At 44.7% G+C, this 14,111-nt stretch carries 11 protein-coding genes; 4 read left to right on the forward strand and 7 right to left on the reverse strand.

The genetic code is table 11. The features are described from left to right. Window positions 1-93 precede the first annotated feature (93 nt). The gene (xthA, locus tag M9196_RS06530) at window positions 94-900 is read right to left on the reverse strand and encodes an exodeoxyribonuclease III (RefSeq protein WP_250616719.1); all 807 of its coding nucleotides are present in this window, start codon (window positions 898-900) and stop codon (window positions 94-96) included. 179 nt (window positions 901-1,079) lie between these two features. Between xthA and M9196_RS06535 the strand changes: the two genes are divergently transcribed. Then, entirely contained in the window at window positions 1,080-3,197 is a 2,118-nt protein-coding gene (locus M9196_RS06535) for a methyl-accepting chemotaxis protein (RefSeq protein WP_250616720.1), read from the forward strand. 137 nt (window positions 3,198-3,334) lie between these two features. Here M9196_RS06535 and rsmS read toward each other — a convergent pair whose 3' ends face one another. The 4 genes from rsmS to dinG all read right to left on the reverse strand — a co-directional run bounded on the left by rsmS (window position 3,335) and on the right by dinG (window position 7,010). Next, window positions 3,335-3,505: a pleiotropic regulatory protein RsmS gene (rsmS, locus tag M9196_RS06540; protein WP_250616721.1), complete on the reverse strand. Its 171-nt coding sequence runs from the start codon at window positions 3,503-3,505 to the stop codon at window positions 3,335-3,337. Then, a complete protein-coding gene (locus M9196_RS06545) occupies window positions 3,505-4,011 on the reverse strand; it encodes a primosomal replication protein (protein ID WP_250616722.1) in 507 nt (168 codons plus the stop codon). Before M9196_RS06545 ends, rsmS begins: the two co-directional genes overlap by 1 nt. Window positions 4,012-4,134: 123 nt before the next feature. Continuing rightward, window positions 4,135-4,905 carry a TSUP family transporter gene (locus tag M9196_RS06550; protein WP_250616723.1) on the reverse strand — a complete coding sequence of 257 codons (771 nt, stop codon included), beginning with the start codon at window positions 4,903-4,905 and terminating at the stop codon, window positions 4,135-4,137. A 14-nt stretch (window positions 4,906-4,919) separates the two neighbouring features. Next, window positions 4,920-7,010, reverse strand: coding sequence for an ATP-dependent DNA helicase DinG (gene dinG / locus M9196_RS06555; RefSeq protein ID WP_250616724.1), 2,091 nt, complete (start codon window positions 7,008-7,010; stop codon window positions 4,920-4,922). A 534-nt stretch (window positions 7,011-7,544) separates the two neighbouring features. Between dinG and M9196_RS06560 the strand changes: the two genes are divergently transcribed. From M9196_RS06560 to M9196_RS06570, 3 genes are all read left to right on the forward strand, one after another. Next, a complete protein-coding gene (locus M9196_RS06560; protein WP_250616725.1) occupies window positions 7,545-8,591 on the forward strand; it encodes a porin in 1,047 nt (348 codons plus the stop codon). Between the two features lie 166 nt (window positions 8,592-8,757). Beyond that, a complete protein-coding gene (locus M9196_RS06565; protein ID WP_250616726.1) occupies window positions 8,758-9,471 on the forward strand; it encodes a DUF2057 family protein in 714 nt (237 codons plus the stop codon). 357 nt (window positions 9,472-9,828) lie between these two features. Beyond that, the gene (locus tag M9196_RS06570) at window positions 9,829-12,249 is read left to right on the forward strand and encodes an MMPL family transporter (RefSeq protein WP_250616727.1); all 2,421 of its coding nucleotides are present in this window, start codon (window positions 9,829-9,831) and stop codon (window positions 12,247-12,249) included. Window positions 12,250-12,317: 68 nt separating this feature from the next. On the opposite strand, the gene M9196_RS06575 is transcribed toward M9196_RS06570, so the two are convergent. Both M9196_RS06575 and M9196_RS06580 read right to left on the reverse strand, forming a co-directional pair. Then, entirely contained in the window at window positions 12,318-13,166 is an 849-nt protein-coding gene (locus M9196_RS06575) for a TonB-dependent receptor (protein ID WP_250616728.1), read from the reverse strand. Between the two features lie 218 nt (window positions 13,167-13,384). After that, entirely contained in the window at window positions 13,385-13,831 is a 447-nt protein-coding gene (locus M9196_RS06580; RefSeq protein WP_250616729.1) for a dCMP deaminase family protein, read from the reverse strand. Window positions 13,832-14,111: the final 280 nt, after the last annotated feature.

A 14,111-nucleotide genomic window follows, 5' to 3' on the forward strand; every position in this document is an offset into this window, starting at 1 on the left:
CCGTGGTTGAAACTCACGGCGCTTTTTTATTTTGGCACATGCCTATTCATGAGCGCTGTCTAGTCTTTGATAATTAAATATCCGCGTTTCGTCTTACTTAAACGTTGACCAAATAGGTGCATGGTCAGAAGGTTTCTCTATGCCACGTAGTTCGTAGTCAATACCCGCTTCGACACATCGAGTTGATAGCGGTGGGGTGGCGAGAACAACATCGATTCGCAGCCCGCGGTTGTCAACAAATCCTTTTGAACGGTAGTCAAACCATGAAAATTGATCATCAACATTGGGGTGTAATTGACGGAAAGTATCAATAAAGCCCCAGTCAAGTAGGCGCTTTAGCCACTCTCGCTCTTCTGGTTGAAATGAGCATTTGCCCGTTTTGAGCCAGCGCTTTTGGTTAGGAGCACCAATGCCAATATCTAAGTCTATCGGGCTGATATTTATATCGCCCATAATGATGACCTCGTCTTCAGGCGTGTGGTGTTCATCTAAATAAGTCATTAGGTCGTTGTAAAATTCACGTTTATACGGGAATTTAGTTTCATGAGCGATGTTGTCACCCTGAGGAAAGTAGCCGTTGAGCACCGTGACTTTTTTACCCTCTTCATTATCAAACGTTGCCATGATCATGCGTTTTTGATGGTCGTCGTTATCGGTAGGGAACCCGTACTGCACAGATGTTGGTTTGTGCTTACATAGCATCGCTACGCCATAGTGTGCTTTTTGGCCATGAAAATAAACGTGATAGCCCATGGCTTCGACGTCTTCAATTGGAAAGGCATCATTATGTACTTTGATTTCCTGTAGTCCGATCACATCGGGCTGGTGTTTATCAATGACGGCTTGCAACTGATGCAGTCTGGCTCTGAGTCCATTGATGTTAAAACTGATGACTTTCATGGGAGATGGTCCTGTATTTTTCCGATCCGATTACAGAAATACTAGCATTGTCATAGAGATGGGTATACTTCAAATTATTGAGCTAGAGGTGTAATCATGTTGTAATAAAAAGCTCAATAAAAAGGATGTTCTGTCGATAACATCTCTATATGGATAACCGTTTGCGAAAAGGATGTATTATGCGAACTCTCTCCGTTCAGTGGAAAATTACGATTTTAGCCGGCTGTTGTTTATTATTTACTTCTCTCGCGCTGATTAGTTTTTCACTTTACAACGCCACCAATAATCAAAAAGCCACACAGCAACTTAGTTCTCAGTCTGTCGTAGATAAATCGGAGGCGTTATTAGAAGCGCGGGCCGAAATTAATGCTCGGGAAGTCAAAGACTATTTCAGCGAAGCGATTTTTCGAGCAGAGATGCTTATTTCTAACGCAGTATTTCAAAAGTCGAACGCGGAAGAGAACTTTGTGCCAAGCGAAGACTTACGTACCGCGTTAGATGAAATGCTTCGTAAAGCCGTTATTCAGTTTCCTTCAATTGAAGGGGCGTACTTAGTCTTTAAACCAAATCGACTCGATGGCGAAGACTCAAATTATGAAGGGGCGGATTATGTCGGCTCCAATGAACGCGGTCAGTTTGCCACTTACTGGAAAATTACGGAGACGGGTGAAAATGCCAATCGCCAGGTATTGAGTCAGGCTGATCTCGATAATCTTGCAGACGCGGAACGATTCTACTGTCCGTTGGCGACAGAATCTGCCTGTGTAAGTACACCCAAGGCAACGCAAATAGGGGGCAGCACGCACTTAAGTTCCTCGTTATCGCTGCCAATTGAAGTTGATAACATGATTATTGGCTTTTTAGGTATTGATTTACGTCTAACGCAACTAGCACAAACTGTCACGCAGTCGGATACGAGTTTGTTTGGGGGAGATGGTCAGGTCAACATTGTCAGTTTAAATGAGTCAGTGATTGCCAGTGATAACCCTGAGATAAAAGCAGGTACGCCATTTGTCAGCTCTGTTTTGTCAAACGATCAAGTAACGGACTTGATGTTTGGAGAAGAAGCGGTAATCCAATGGAGTGCCGATGGTGAATGGTTAACCGTGTTTAACCCAATCTCTATTGCCAATCAAACTTGGGGCGTATTTTTTGATATGCCAAGAAGTTCGGTATTAAGCGATGCGATTCGCCTAGATCAAACGCTGTCATCTCAATTAGAAGAGGGGATCGTTAGTGAGATCATAGTTGGTGCTGGATTCGTGATTATTGGCTTAGTTATTATCGGTGTTATGTCTCATAGCTTGGTAAAACCCATTCGTGAAGTTGTATCGAGACTAGAGGATATTGCCACAGGTGAGGGAGACTTAACGCAGCGATTAGACGTTAAGTCTGGAGATGAGATAGGTCAGCTAGCCACGCAGTTTAATGCCTTTTTAGAGAAGCTACAGTCAACTATTTCACAGGTTGCCACGACGTCAAAACAAGTCATTGAAACGGCGGAGCAGGCGAAGTCGACGGCTGCATCGAGTCGAGTGAGTTGTGACTCTCAGTTTAGAGAGGTGGATTTAGTCGCGACAGCGTCGGAAGAAATGACACAAACGGCGTCGTTAGTGGTACAAAATGCGGAAACAGCAGTCCAAGCTGCCGCCTCCGCTAATGACTCAGCTAGCCAAGGGCAAGAAGTCGCTGAACTGTCTGCCGCTGAAATGGTCAGATTGGTTGAGCAAATGAAAGCCACCGTACCAATTGTCGAAGAGTTGGCACAGAATAACGCCAATATCACCGCTATTTTGGCCGTCATTGAGGGGATTTCTGAGCAAACCAATCTACTTGCGCTTAACGCAGCGATAGAAGCTGCTCGTGCAGGAGAGCAGGGACGGGGTTTTGCTGTCGTTGCGGATGAAGTGCGTAATTTAGCTAGCCGCACACATGATTCGGTCGGCGAGATCCGTGAAGTGATCGAGCGTGTGCAAACTGGCACAAAAGATGTGGTGAATGCCATCCAACAAGGATCTCAATTAGCGGATTCCACAGCAACACATGTCCAACAGGCAGTGACATCGCTGAGTAGGATCTTTGAATCTATTTCTGCGATTAATGATATGAACTCACAAATCGTTAAAGCGGCGGAAGAGCAGCAGTCGGTGTCAACGGAAGTGAATCAAAATGTCACTAATATCCGTGATTTGAGTGCTAAGATCTTGCAGCAAGCGGGTGAGTCAGAAAATGTCGGTAACGATATTTACAAATTGTCATCGCAGCAGCAGACGTTGATGAATCAATTTAAGGTGTAGCGGCGATACGCTAGAGCGGCTATTGGTGGAGAAAGAGATGCAGCGTAGTTGAGCCTACGCCTTTTCTTTGCTTATGCTTTTTAAGCCACTTAGCGTTTCATTTTGAAGCGCTAAGTTTTAACTGGGCGAATGACAAATCAGATTGATGATTGATCTTGCTCGATCTGACGTAGTAAATCCGCGCGCACCATATCAAGCGCTTTGAGCGCGACTTCTGGAGAGATGTCATTGCTCTCTAATAAATAAATAAGATCAACCGCCAGTTTAACGTCTTCAGGCGCATGCTCTAAACCTTGATTTGTTGTCATTATAGAAACTTCTCACTTTCATTAATTTGATGTTCGATGTTGAGCAAAGCTGCTCGACAACGTTGCAATCGCTGTTCAGCCACTTGCCATTCTTGTTCAAGCTCGTCCTTATTTCCCCCAGATCCTAACAGACTTTCTTTATGCCTGACCAATGCACATAATCGGGCTTCCCATTCTTTGTGCTGACGCAATTGGCTATGCAGGTCTTGCGACTCTTGGGCGTTAGGATTGGACTGAGCAAATGGCGCAAGGGCTCTTTCTAACGCTTCGAGTTGAGCCACTAGGCGATCCGCTAAGTACTGGGCTTTAGTTAGAGAAATTGAAGGAGACGAAAGCTGCCTTAGGTTATCTTTTGCTTCATGAACGCACGGTGAAAGAAAACGAGAGGATGCATTGAAAAGTTGATCATCGAATAACAGCACGGTGCTCTTTTTCCGCTCCGCATCATAGGCGGCGGCCGATTGACGTAGTTTTTCTAAACGAGTATGCAAATCCTTGAGTTTCATCTTTCTGTCTCAGTGGTCAGTCGCACAGTAATTATAGAGTGCTTGATATTGGTGCGGGTGTTCAAAGCGAAGCCTTGCCATTAAAACCTAAGCTTTGCCATTCAAGCCTATAAAATCAGGTATCTAAAACCAGGCATCGTAAGCCAGTTTAATGGCAAGAATACTTACCACGGTGACAAAAATAGGGCGAATGAACTTACCGCCAAATTTAATTGCCGAATGGGCTCCGATATAAGCACCAGCCATGAGACAAACACCCATGGTGAGTCCTAGTACCCAGTTAATATGGCCGAGGAACGCAAACGTCACTAACGATGTAAAATTACTGGTGAAGTTCATGGCTTTCGCCAACCCAGAAGCAAGGAGAATATTTAACCGATATAACGCCATTGAACTTACCGTCCAAAATGCGCCAGTTCCAGGGCCAGCTACACCGTCATAGAAGCCAAGTGACAAGCCTTGTAGGTATTGCTTACGGTTGAATTTAGGGCAGCCTTTGTTAACACCATTGCCATCGGCACTCGGTGATTTATGAAAAACGGTATACAGAGCCGCGGCAAGAATGACGAGAGGTAATACTTTTTCCAACCACTCTGTTGAAATCATATCCACGACAAATGTACCCAAGGTGGCACCAATCAGCGTGGCGATAAACGCTCTTTTCCAGCACTCTGGGTTAAACAGCCGTTTACGATAGTAAGTAAACGCCGCCGTGGATGAGGCGAACGTCGCCGCTAATTTGTTGGTGCCAAGGGCAATATGAGGAGGTAGCCCAAGAGAAAGCAAGGCGGGCACCGTGAGCATACCGCCACCGCCGGCAACCGCATCGATAAAGCCTGCCACAAATGCGACGAGCGCAAGCACCACTAACATGCTTGGTTCAATAAATTCCATGGAGACCTGTCACCTTAGTATTCGATAGTTCTTTTAAATGGGGGTAGGGAATCGAGAAGTGACTTGCCATACCTTTTTGTTACGATGCGCCTGTCTAGAATATACAAGGTACCGCAATCTCTTTCTTTACGTAATAGACGTCCGGCTGATTGTATCAGCTTTTTACTGGCCTCAGGAACTGTAATCTGTAGAAATGGATTGCCGCCTTTACGTTCGATATATTCGGCATGCGCTTGTTCAATCGGTGAAGTCGGTACTCCAAATGGTATTTTGGTAATAATGAGGTTTTCAAGTAACTCTCCAGGCAGATCTAGCCCTTCAGAAAAGCTGCCGGTGCCAAAAAGTACACTGGTTTTACCGCATTGAGTCAGTGTTTTATGTTTATTTAGAATTTCTGTGCGTGATGTTTCGCCCTGGATCTGCAGGTGCCAGCCTTTTAAGGCAAATTTGCCTTTAATGTCGTTAGCGACTTGGTTCATCTGCCAATAGGAAGAAAACAGCACCAGATTACTTTTACCATGGGCGATGTACTGCATCAGTTTTTCTTTCAGCTCATCGGTAAACGGCGTGGCCTGTGGTTCATATTTCATTTTTGGCACAATAAGTTCAGCTTGATTAGCGTAATCAAACGGTGACGCCAGCGCCAAAAATTGCACGCCATCTTCTTCTTTTTGACTAATGCCACTTTGGTGGCAAAAGAAAGAAAATGAATTTAACGCTCGCATGGTGGCCGAGACCAACACCGCGCCAATGCAACGAGACCAGATCTGCTGGTCGAGCTGCCAACCCACTTCTAAAGGCGACACGCTAATAATATGGTCGTTATCGCGCTCTTTACTCTGTTCAATCCAGCGCGCAAGTGGCGCGCCTTTTTCTTTCTTAGGCTCACTCATGAGCCGCCATACGGCCGCGAGGTTCTCAAACCTTTGAATATAAAAGCCCAGCTCTGCTAGTGCTGGCTCGGCGAGTTTAGCGGCAATTTCGCCATCTTTGAGGCGTTCTGAAATCAAATCCGCTATTTTACCTGAGGCTTGTGCGCCTTTTTGAGTGATAGATTTTAGATCTTTCGCTTGTGTTTCAAGCCACGTCGGCAATTCCCCATCTTCAAACCGGCAATAGCTTTCTTCAAAGGTAAGGGATGAACAGAAGGTATTCACTTCCCCCAGTATTGGTATAAGTTGCTGAATCGAATCTTGCAATTCATTGCGAAAACGACCAACGCGCTTTTCATCGGCCAGTCCAGAGAACTTCGATACCGCTTGGTTTAGCCGCTCTAACCAACTCACTGCCCCTTTTAATGTCGATGAGGCTGAAGCGTGGTCTCGGGCGACATGGGGTAAGTGATGGGCTTCATCAAAGATAAAAATGGTATTTTCCGGTTCAGGCAAAATCACGCCACCGCCTAGATCGGCGTCGGCCATGACTAAGCTATGGTTAGCAATAATGACATCATTTTTGTCTAGCTCTGAACGTGCTTTGGCAAAAGGGCACTGTCGATGGGCCGGTAGACCGCTATTACAGCTATGCTTTTCACTCACAATAGTTTGCCAAATAGCGTCATCAATGGGCGCTGGCCAAGAGTCTCGGTCACCATTCCACTTATTGTTCGACAATTTTTCGTACATATCATGAAGTTGTTTGATATCACTTTTCTTGGGCTTGGACTCAAACATGGCAAGCTGGCTGTTATCAGTATCCCCTTGGCCAGCGCCGCACGCTACGGCTAACTTTTCTGCGCAGCAATAGCGCTGACGACCTTTGGCAATGATAAAAGAGAAATTTTGGTCAGTAATACGTCGAAACAAAGGTAAATCTTTATCAAGTAACTGCTCTTGCAGTGCCACCGTCGCAGTAGAGATGACTATTTTGCGATTGTTTTGCACGGCGATAGGAATCGCTGCCATTAAATAAGACAGACTTTTGCCAATGCCTGTCCCTGCCTCCGCGACAATAATACGCGTCGACTTGTGGTATTGACCAAGTAACGTCTTGGCAATTTCAGACACGAGGTAGTTTTGTGCACGTCTAGGGACGAAGTTATCCAGTTGATGTTGCAGGTTTTGATAACTTTGGCGAATTGATGATTGTATTTTACTGGTTGTCATACTGTGATCCAAATTGCAGTGCGGCGATGATAGCACACTTCGATTGGTGACATTCAGAGATTCTCATCACCATTTTACGGCGATAGTTTTGATCAATGTCACAAAAATTGAGTGAACTTTCATGGGTCTAGATATCTTTCGTTAGTCAAAAAATATAAACCTCCAAAAAACATATATCGTCAGGTGTTTATTCTGCTTTTTGCGGTTTTTGTCGACTCTATGAAGAGGTTAGCTCTGTATTGTATGGCTGTTTTAATAGGTGCATTGCATGGTTAGAGGCATTCTAAACTTTGCGACGCATCACGCATGTTTGGTTAAGTGCCTGTATTTAATGGGTTTATATAATTTGACATATTTACTTTAGAGGGTTTGACATTGTCTTATAACTTTTGCATTCTTGATTTCGAGATTTAACGACGCTGAAACGACTTAAGAGCAAAAGGTTGTTGTTCTAAAAAATGATTTTGGCGCGATATATATTAAAAAAGGGAACCGAAAGGGAATTCCCATCTAATGAAAAGGCAGTGGATTATCATGAAAAAGACTCTAGTAGCTCTAGCAGTATTGGCAGCGGGTTCTGCGCAAGCAGGTATCGAAATTTATAACGCAAACAACGTAACTGTTGACCTTAAAGGCGACATCGAAGTTGTTTACAAGAAAGGTTTCGAAGACGATGCAACAACTAAACAAGAAATCCAAGATGCGGATTTTGGTTTTGATGTTCGTTACGCAATTAACGATGACCTACAATTCGGCGCTTACTGGGAATTCGACGGCAGTGCAGATAATGGACTAACTAACAGTGCGGTTAAAGCTGGTAACACTTACGTAGGTATCTACTCTCAAGCAGCAGGCTCTCTAATCGTTGGTCGCCTAGATTCTATCCTAGATGACGCAGGTATCGGTTCTGACTACCAATTTGGTCTAAACTCTTTCTTCTCAAATGGCTCTCCATTTGGCGCTGATGAATCGCTACGTTATGACCTTGATAAAGGCAACTTCTACGGTGGTGTTGCTTACAAGCAAGATAAGAATATGAACTCTGGTCTTGGTGAAAATGGTAACATGGTCGATGCGAAAATTGGTTACCGCGTAGCAGATTTTGACTTCACTGCTTTCTACGGCCAAGCTGAATTCAAAGGTGCTGGTATAGGTGCTGCAATGACTGAAGGCGACAAAGAGTCACTTTACGCAATCGAAGGTCGTTGGGCTGGTGTAGAAAACCTTAACCTTGAGCTAGGTTACTACAACATGGAAATGTCTCCTAAAGCTGGTGATTCAGTAACAGCACAAACTTACGGTTTTGCTGCTGACTATACTCTGAACCAATGGATTTTTGCTGGTGGTGTAAGCCAAGTGAGCGTAGATGGCGACCAGACAGTTAAGATTTCTGCAACAGAAACAGCTAACAATGACAGCGAGACTAACTGGTTCGTGAATGCTGGCTACAAAGTAGCGCCGTCAGCAACAGTTTATGCTGAAGTAGGTGGAAGCAACGGTTACTCAGAAGTTGATTCTACAAACAACTACTACGCGCAAAACGGTGTTGGTTTTGCAATTGGTGCAAAAGCAGAGTTCTAATCTAGCTTTAAGCTAAAAGAATACTCTAAAAGCCACCCTAGGGTGGCTTTTTTACGTTTGTGAATGAGTGATTTAGGTGTCAATTTATCTAAAAAATCCTTTTTTGCAGGAGTTCTCTGTGTCATGCTGTTTGTAAGTTAGTAGGCAGCAGTAAAGGAAGCCGATCGTGAAAAATAGTATGGTTGTTCTCGCCACATTAGGGCTGGCGTTTAGTGTAAATGCGGCGACGCTTGTGCCAATGAAGGGTGTCTCGGTTTACTTTATTAACGGTCAAGAAGCCGAAGAAAGAATTGGTAAAAACGAGCTCGATCAAGGCGAAAACCAAGTTGTGGTTCGCATGGATAAAAAACTAGGCAAAGGCAGCAGCTCGAATGTTTACACGTCTGCACCCTATGTCCTCACGGTGAATGTGACTGGGGAAGAGGTGAAGATTAATCACCCAGTGGCGCGTAGCGAGCAAGAAGCGAAAGTGGCCTTTCGTGGTGACACGCCGCAGTGGCGCGTGACGCAAGATGGTTATGCCCTAGCGTATGAGCAGGAAAAGCTGAAAGGTAAAGATGGGTTTATGCCGTACATGCAAATGGACGAGCTCATCGCCGCGCATAATGCTGAGCGAGGTATTAGCTTTACCTCCGGTGAAATGGTGGTCGCGAAGTCTGCTGCCCCTGTTGCCACTGCGGCTGTCGCAACGACAGCAGTAGCAACGTCGGTAGCTGCCACGACAGGAGCCAGTGCTTCTAAAGCGTCAGCTAGCGCAGCGTCTAAAGAAGTGGTTGCATCGCAAGCATCAGATAATGTTGGCCAGCTGCAGGCTTGGTATTTAAAAGCTTCCAAACAAGAGCGCAAAGAATTCCGTAAGTGGATGATTGATCAAGAATAGCTAGAGCTGGCTCGAGTGATTATGATCGGATGAAAGTAGAACAAAAAGGAGCCTCGGCTCCTTTTTTGATGGAGATTCTTGCCAAGACGGTTATTGGAAGGGCTATATAAGCCGCCTTTAAAGACAGGTTGATATAAACTCGTGAAAAAGTAAAAGTGGCAAGAAAGCAAGTCGTACTAACAATAATCTGACTGGACTTTTACGTTTTTGAGTTAAACTTAACGTCTTATCGCTACTTACTGTCAATTTATCGTGAATCAACTTATTACCTTTATTCAACGCTTCCCGAAGTGTGTTCTCTTTTTAGTACTTTCGCTGACTGCAGCTAGTGCTTGGTACGGGCAACAGCATTTCAAAATGAACGCTGACCTTTCCTCTTTAGTGAAACAAGATGGAGCGTGGGTTGATAATCTCGCTCACCTTGAAAAGGCATTTCCTGAAACGGGCAATGTGGTGGTGTTAGTCACCAGCCAAGATGGTGAGCGTGCTAAGCAAAGCGTTGAATCACTCGCTAATGAGTTGACCTCGTCTTCTGTCATTAAAGATGTCTTTGCCCCTTCAACTTTGTCTTGGTTCCAGCAACATGCTTTAGGTTTTATCTCCGACAGTGACTATCAAACCCTTAAAGCGGTTGCCAGCCAACAGGTTGCGCCTTTGGTTGCGGGCGCTAATGCCCAGCGCTTGGATGTGTATTTAGGGCAATTGGCTGATCGAACTAGTGCCACGGTTGATAGTTCTCTAAATTTAGATAGTTCTCTACAGGCAGATAAAGCTAACGAGAATATACTTGAGCCTTTATTGTCCGCAGCCAGCGGTCAGAAATTTGATTGGGCAAGTGAGCTAAGTGGGCATATTAAACCGCCAAGCGCCTATGCTATTACGCTGGTTGCGCAGCCAGATGATAGCGTCAAAGAGCCAAACAGAGCCATTATCGAGGCGATTCATCATGCAGTAACGGCTGCGGGTGTACCATCCAATGTTGATGTTCAGGTGACAGGTCAAGCGGCGTTAGATTTCGACGAAATCGTTGATGCCAACAATAGCATCGCCATTGCGGGTAGTGCGTCATTGATTGGCTTAGTGTTGATCCTTGCCATCGGCATTCGCTCGCTTCGCGTCATCGTTGCATGCTATTTGACGGTCATCATTGGCTTGGTGTGGACATTCGCCGCCGGTCTGTTTGTGGTGGGGTCTTATAACACCATTTCTATTGTGTTTATGGTGATGTTTATTGGTCTGGCCGTCGACTTTTCCATTCATCTTTGTCTTCATATCCAAGAGCTCAGGGTGAAAGGCGAAGATAACCGTCATAGTCTAGCGCATGCCGCCGCTCATTCGTTTCGCCCGCTAGCTCTGTGCGCGCTTTCTTCTGGTATCGGTTTTCTTAGCTTTTATCCCACGGCTTATACGGGGCTGGGTGAGCTAGGTATTGTTTCCGCTTTAGGTATGCTCCTCGGATTATTAGCCACATTTGTGGTTATCCCACTGTTTTTCACCTTATTTGGTTACCCTACGGTAAAACACAAAGCTGACACACGTTATTTTTCTTCTTTTGGTCGTGGGCTTTCTAACTATAAGCGAGCGATCACCTTGTTAATGGTTTGCGTGTCATTGGTGATGGGTTATGGCGCGACTCAATTTAAGTTTGATTTTTCTACGTTAGTATTGAAAAACCCGCAATCGGAGTCGGTGTTAGGGTTGTACGCCCTGCAACAACATGGGCTCGGCTCCAGCTATCAGTTATACGCTGTCGCCAAAAACAAGCAAGAAGCCCAGCAATGGAAGTCCCAGTTACTTAACGAACCCACGGTTAGCCAAGTCATCATAGCCAGTGATTTTATGCCGACACAATTGAATCAACGTGCGCAGCAATTGTCTGAAACTTTGCAGCCCAATATGACAGCCAAGCCATTGTCATTAAGTGAATTTAAGCGGTTGGCAGTGGAAAAGGGCTGGCCACATGCCGAGCGTATTCCGAGTCTTGCTAATGATAATACTGCTGAGCTTGAGTCACTGACGCAAACGCTATTTTCTAGCCTAGACAGTGATACTTTATCTGCATTTGGTTCTACTAGCGCGCCACTTAGTATTGTTAAAGATTTGCCTCGCTCGTTATATCAACGTTATATCAGTGAGCAAGGTGAGTGGTTGGTGGCCGTCACGCCGCAAGGCGACATGAGTAATGTGGTAGAACTAAACCAGTTTATTAGCGATGTGCAGTTTATTGCTCCGAACGCGACAGGGCGTGCCGTCGCGGAAAAAGAAGTGGGCGTTATTGTTGTTGATGCCTTTAAAGCGGCGATTTTGATGTCGATCCTGGCGATCGCGTTGATCCTGATATGGACCGTGAACAAAAAACGCGACATTGTGTTGATCTTTATTCCGTTAGGCTTAGCGACCATCACCACGTTGGGGATGATGTATTGGCTCAATTTATCGATGAACATGGCGAATATTATCGTGGTACCGCTGATTTTTGGCTTGGGAGTGGATAATGGCATTCATATCGTTAAGCGTTTTCGCGCGGTGGGCAGTTTGGAGGCGTTTTTTAAGACCTCTACACCTAAGGCGTCCCTAATCAGCTGCTTAACGACACTTGCGACGTTTGGCGCATTAATTGTCGCTAAGCATCAAGGGATGCACTCTATCGGACTGGTGTTAACGATCGCCTTGTCGAGCATTCTTGTCTACAGTTTGGTACTGCTGCCAATTATGCTAGAGGCAACGAAGAAATCGCAGAAAATCAGCGAAGTGGAAACGAGTAGTAAAGAAAGTTAAGCGGTGTATAAAGTGAGCCACTCATCCAGTGTTGAGTGGCTGCTAGTATCGAGGACTGCTATTTGTGATTAGAATCTGGCATCTAATGTCATGAAGAAACTTTTTCTTTGTCCAAAACCAATTTCACTGATTAGCACCCAGTTAGGGGTGAATTCGTATTGAGCGCCGACTAAAGAGTTCCAATTGTTAGCTAAGCTCTGGTTTACGGTAAATTTAGCGTTGTCTGGTAAGGAAATGCCGCCTAAAGGCAATTCATTAATACTACCGGATAAGGTTTGTTCTATATTTTGATATTGTGCGCCAACCCAAGCTCTGATCGGCCAATCACTATTTCTTGAAAAATCATACCCTATACGTGGAGAGATAACGATTGAATCGATTTCTCCATCTATGACAGTCAAGCTTGTTTTGGTATAGCTGGCATCAACGAGGGCAAAAACACTCTCATAGCCTCCAGCAATAACCGTGCCTGCGCCATAAGTATAGCCATCTAAATCAAGTCGAAAAGGCTCGTTTATTGCAATACCATCCCCAGGGAGGTTAGGGATCAGCTTAACGTGGCTAATGGTCGTTTCTGAGTAGCCATCTAATTTGCCACCTATCGCATAAAAATTCAAAAAAGGTAGTACCCATACATCTGCTTTAAAAGTGATAACTTGGCTCTCTTGATAGCCGCCTTTAGTTTTAATGCCGATATCATCTAGTGGACCTAGACCTGCTAATGTAATGGAATCTACATTAATCCCTTGAGAAACGTTCATATAGCCAAAACTCAGACCAATGGCTTCAGGTAACGTATAACCACGCTCTTCTGCCTCCGCTTTAAATAGAGGGAGCTCAAAGGCTTGTAGGGTTGGGGAAATAGCCCCGCTAATCAATGCGATAAGTGCAATCGACAGCGAACGGAATTTGACCATGAAGTTACTCTGCTAGTGATGTGACTCGGTCACATAAATAAGGATGGCGGATTCTAAAGGATAGCATAATGGTTGAAAAGTGATATATATCACTTTCTTTATGAGACTGGTTTGGGAGTAGACAGTTGAAAGCGCAATGGGTTGAGGAATTTGTGGTATCAAGTAGGCGATAGTTGCATTAAATGGCATCGCAAACTTAATACCACAGCTGACATTGCTTACGCGTCGTCTTGTTCTAAAGTCAGCCAGTTGATACGTACATTGGCTTGCTCGAACATGTCTTGGCTGAGCGAGATTTTATCCCCCCAACGAGACAGAAAATCTTCAGATTGTGCAGGGCAATGGACTACTGAAATGCCTGTTTGAATGATCTTAGCGGCGCAGTTAGGGCAGGGGAAGTGCGTCACCCAAATTTCACAGCCGTCTAAATCTCGTTTAGCAAAGAGGATCGCGTTCTCCTCTGCGTGTAACGTTTTCAGGTATTTAGTTTCTCTCTCATCACTTTCAGCACTGTCAGAGATGCCGTGTGGGTAGCCATTAAAGCCCACAGAAACAATGCGATTGTTTTTAGTAATTACAGCGCCAACTTGTGTCGAAGGGTCTTTACTCCACGACCCAACAAGCTCAGCCATTTGAATAAATCGTTTTGCCCATTTCGAAGCCATGTGGTTCCCATCATTTAAGTCAATTTGCAATAAAGTTTACAAAAATTAATGACGTAACACGAGAGCTAATTGCAAACGATTACATATTTACTGACACTTTTTGGTCAACCGTCGTAGATTTTATTTTTGTTCTGAGTGAGTGGCTGTCAGGGATGGGGCGGTAAAACGATGTACGGCTGATTTTGTGACTTGAACGAAATTCTTTGTCAGAGTATTGCGAATTCTGTTTAAAATGGCTAAAACTTCCATGAACATATGGCAGTATCCGACGAGTTCTTCA

The organism is Vibrio methylphosphonaticus, from assembly GCF_023634655.1.
Taxonomy (GTDB): domain Bacteria; phylum Pseudomonadota; class Gammaproteobacteria; order Enterobacterales; family Vibrionaceae; genus Vibrio; species Vibrio methylphosphonaticus.

Bases quoted from the DNA above. Each gene is read 5' to 3' on its own strand.
- M9196_RS06575 (WP_250616728.1), bottom strand. From the start codon at position 13,166: ATGGTCAAATTCCGTTCGCTGTCGATTGCACTTATCGCATTGATTAGC.
- rsmS (WP_250616721.1), bottom strand. From the start codon at position 3,505: ATGACAACAAATCAAGGTTTAGAGCATGCGCCTGAAGACGTTAAACTG.
- xthA (WP_250616719.1), bottom strand. From the start codon at position 900: ATGAAAGTCATCAGTTTTAACATCAATGGACTCAGAGCCAGACTGCAT.
- M9196_RS06550 (WP_250616723.1), bottom strand. From the start codon at position 4,905: ATGGAATTTATTGAACCAAGCATGTTAGTGGTGCTTGCGCTCGTCGCA.
- dinG (WP_250616724.1), bottom strand. From the start codon at position 7,010: ATGACAACCAGTAAAATACAATCATCAATTCGCCAAAGTTATCAAAAC.
- M9196_RS06535 (WP_250616720.1), top strand. From the start codon at position 1,080: ATGCGAACTCTCTCCGTTCAGTGGAAAATTACGATTTTAGCCGGCTGT.
- M9196_RS06560 (WP_250616725.1), top strand. From the start codon at position 7,545: ATGAAAAAGACTCTAGTAGCTCTAGCAGTATTGGCAGCGGGTTCTGCG.
- M9196_RS06570 (WP_250616727.1), top strand. From the start codon at position 9,829: ATGAACGCTGACCTTTCCTCTTTAGTGAAACAAGATGGAGCGTGGGTT.
- M9196_RS06545 (WP_250616722.1), bottom strand. From the start codon at position 4,011: ATGAAACTCAAGGATTTGCATACTCGTTTAGAAAAACTACGTCAATCG.
- M9196_RS06580 (WP_250616729.1), bottom strand. From the start codon at position 13,831: ATGGCTTCGAAATGGGCAAAACGATTTATTCAAATGGCTGAGCTTGTT.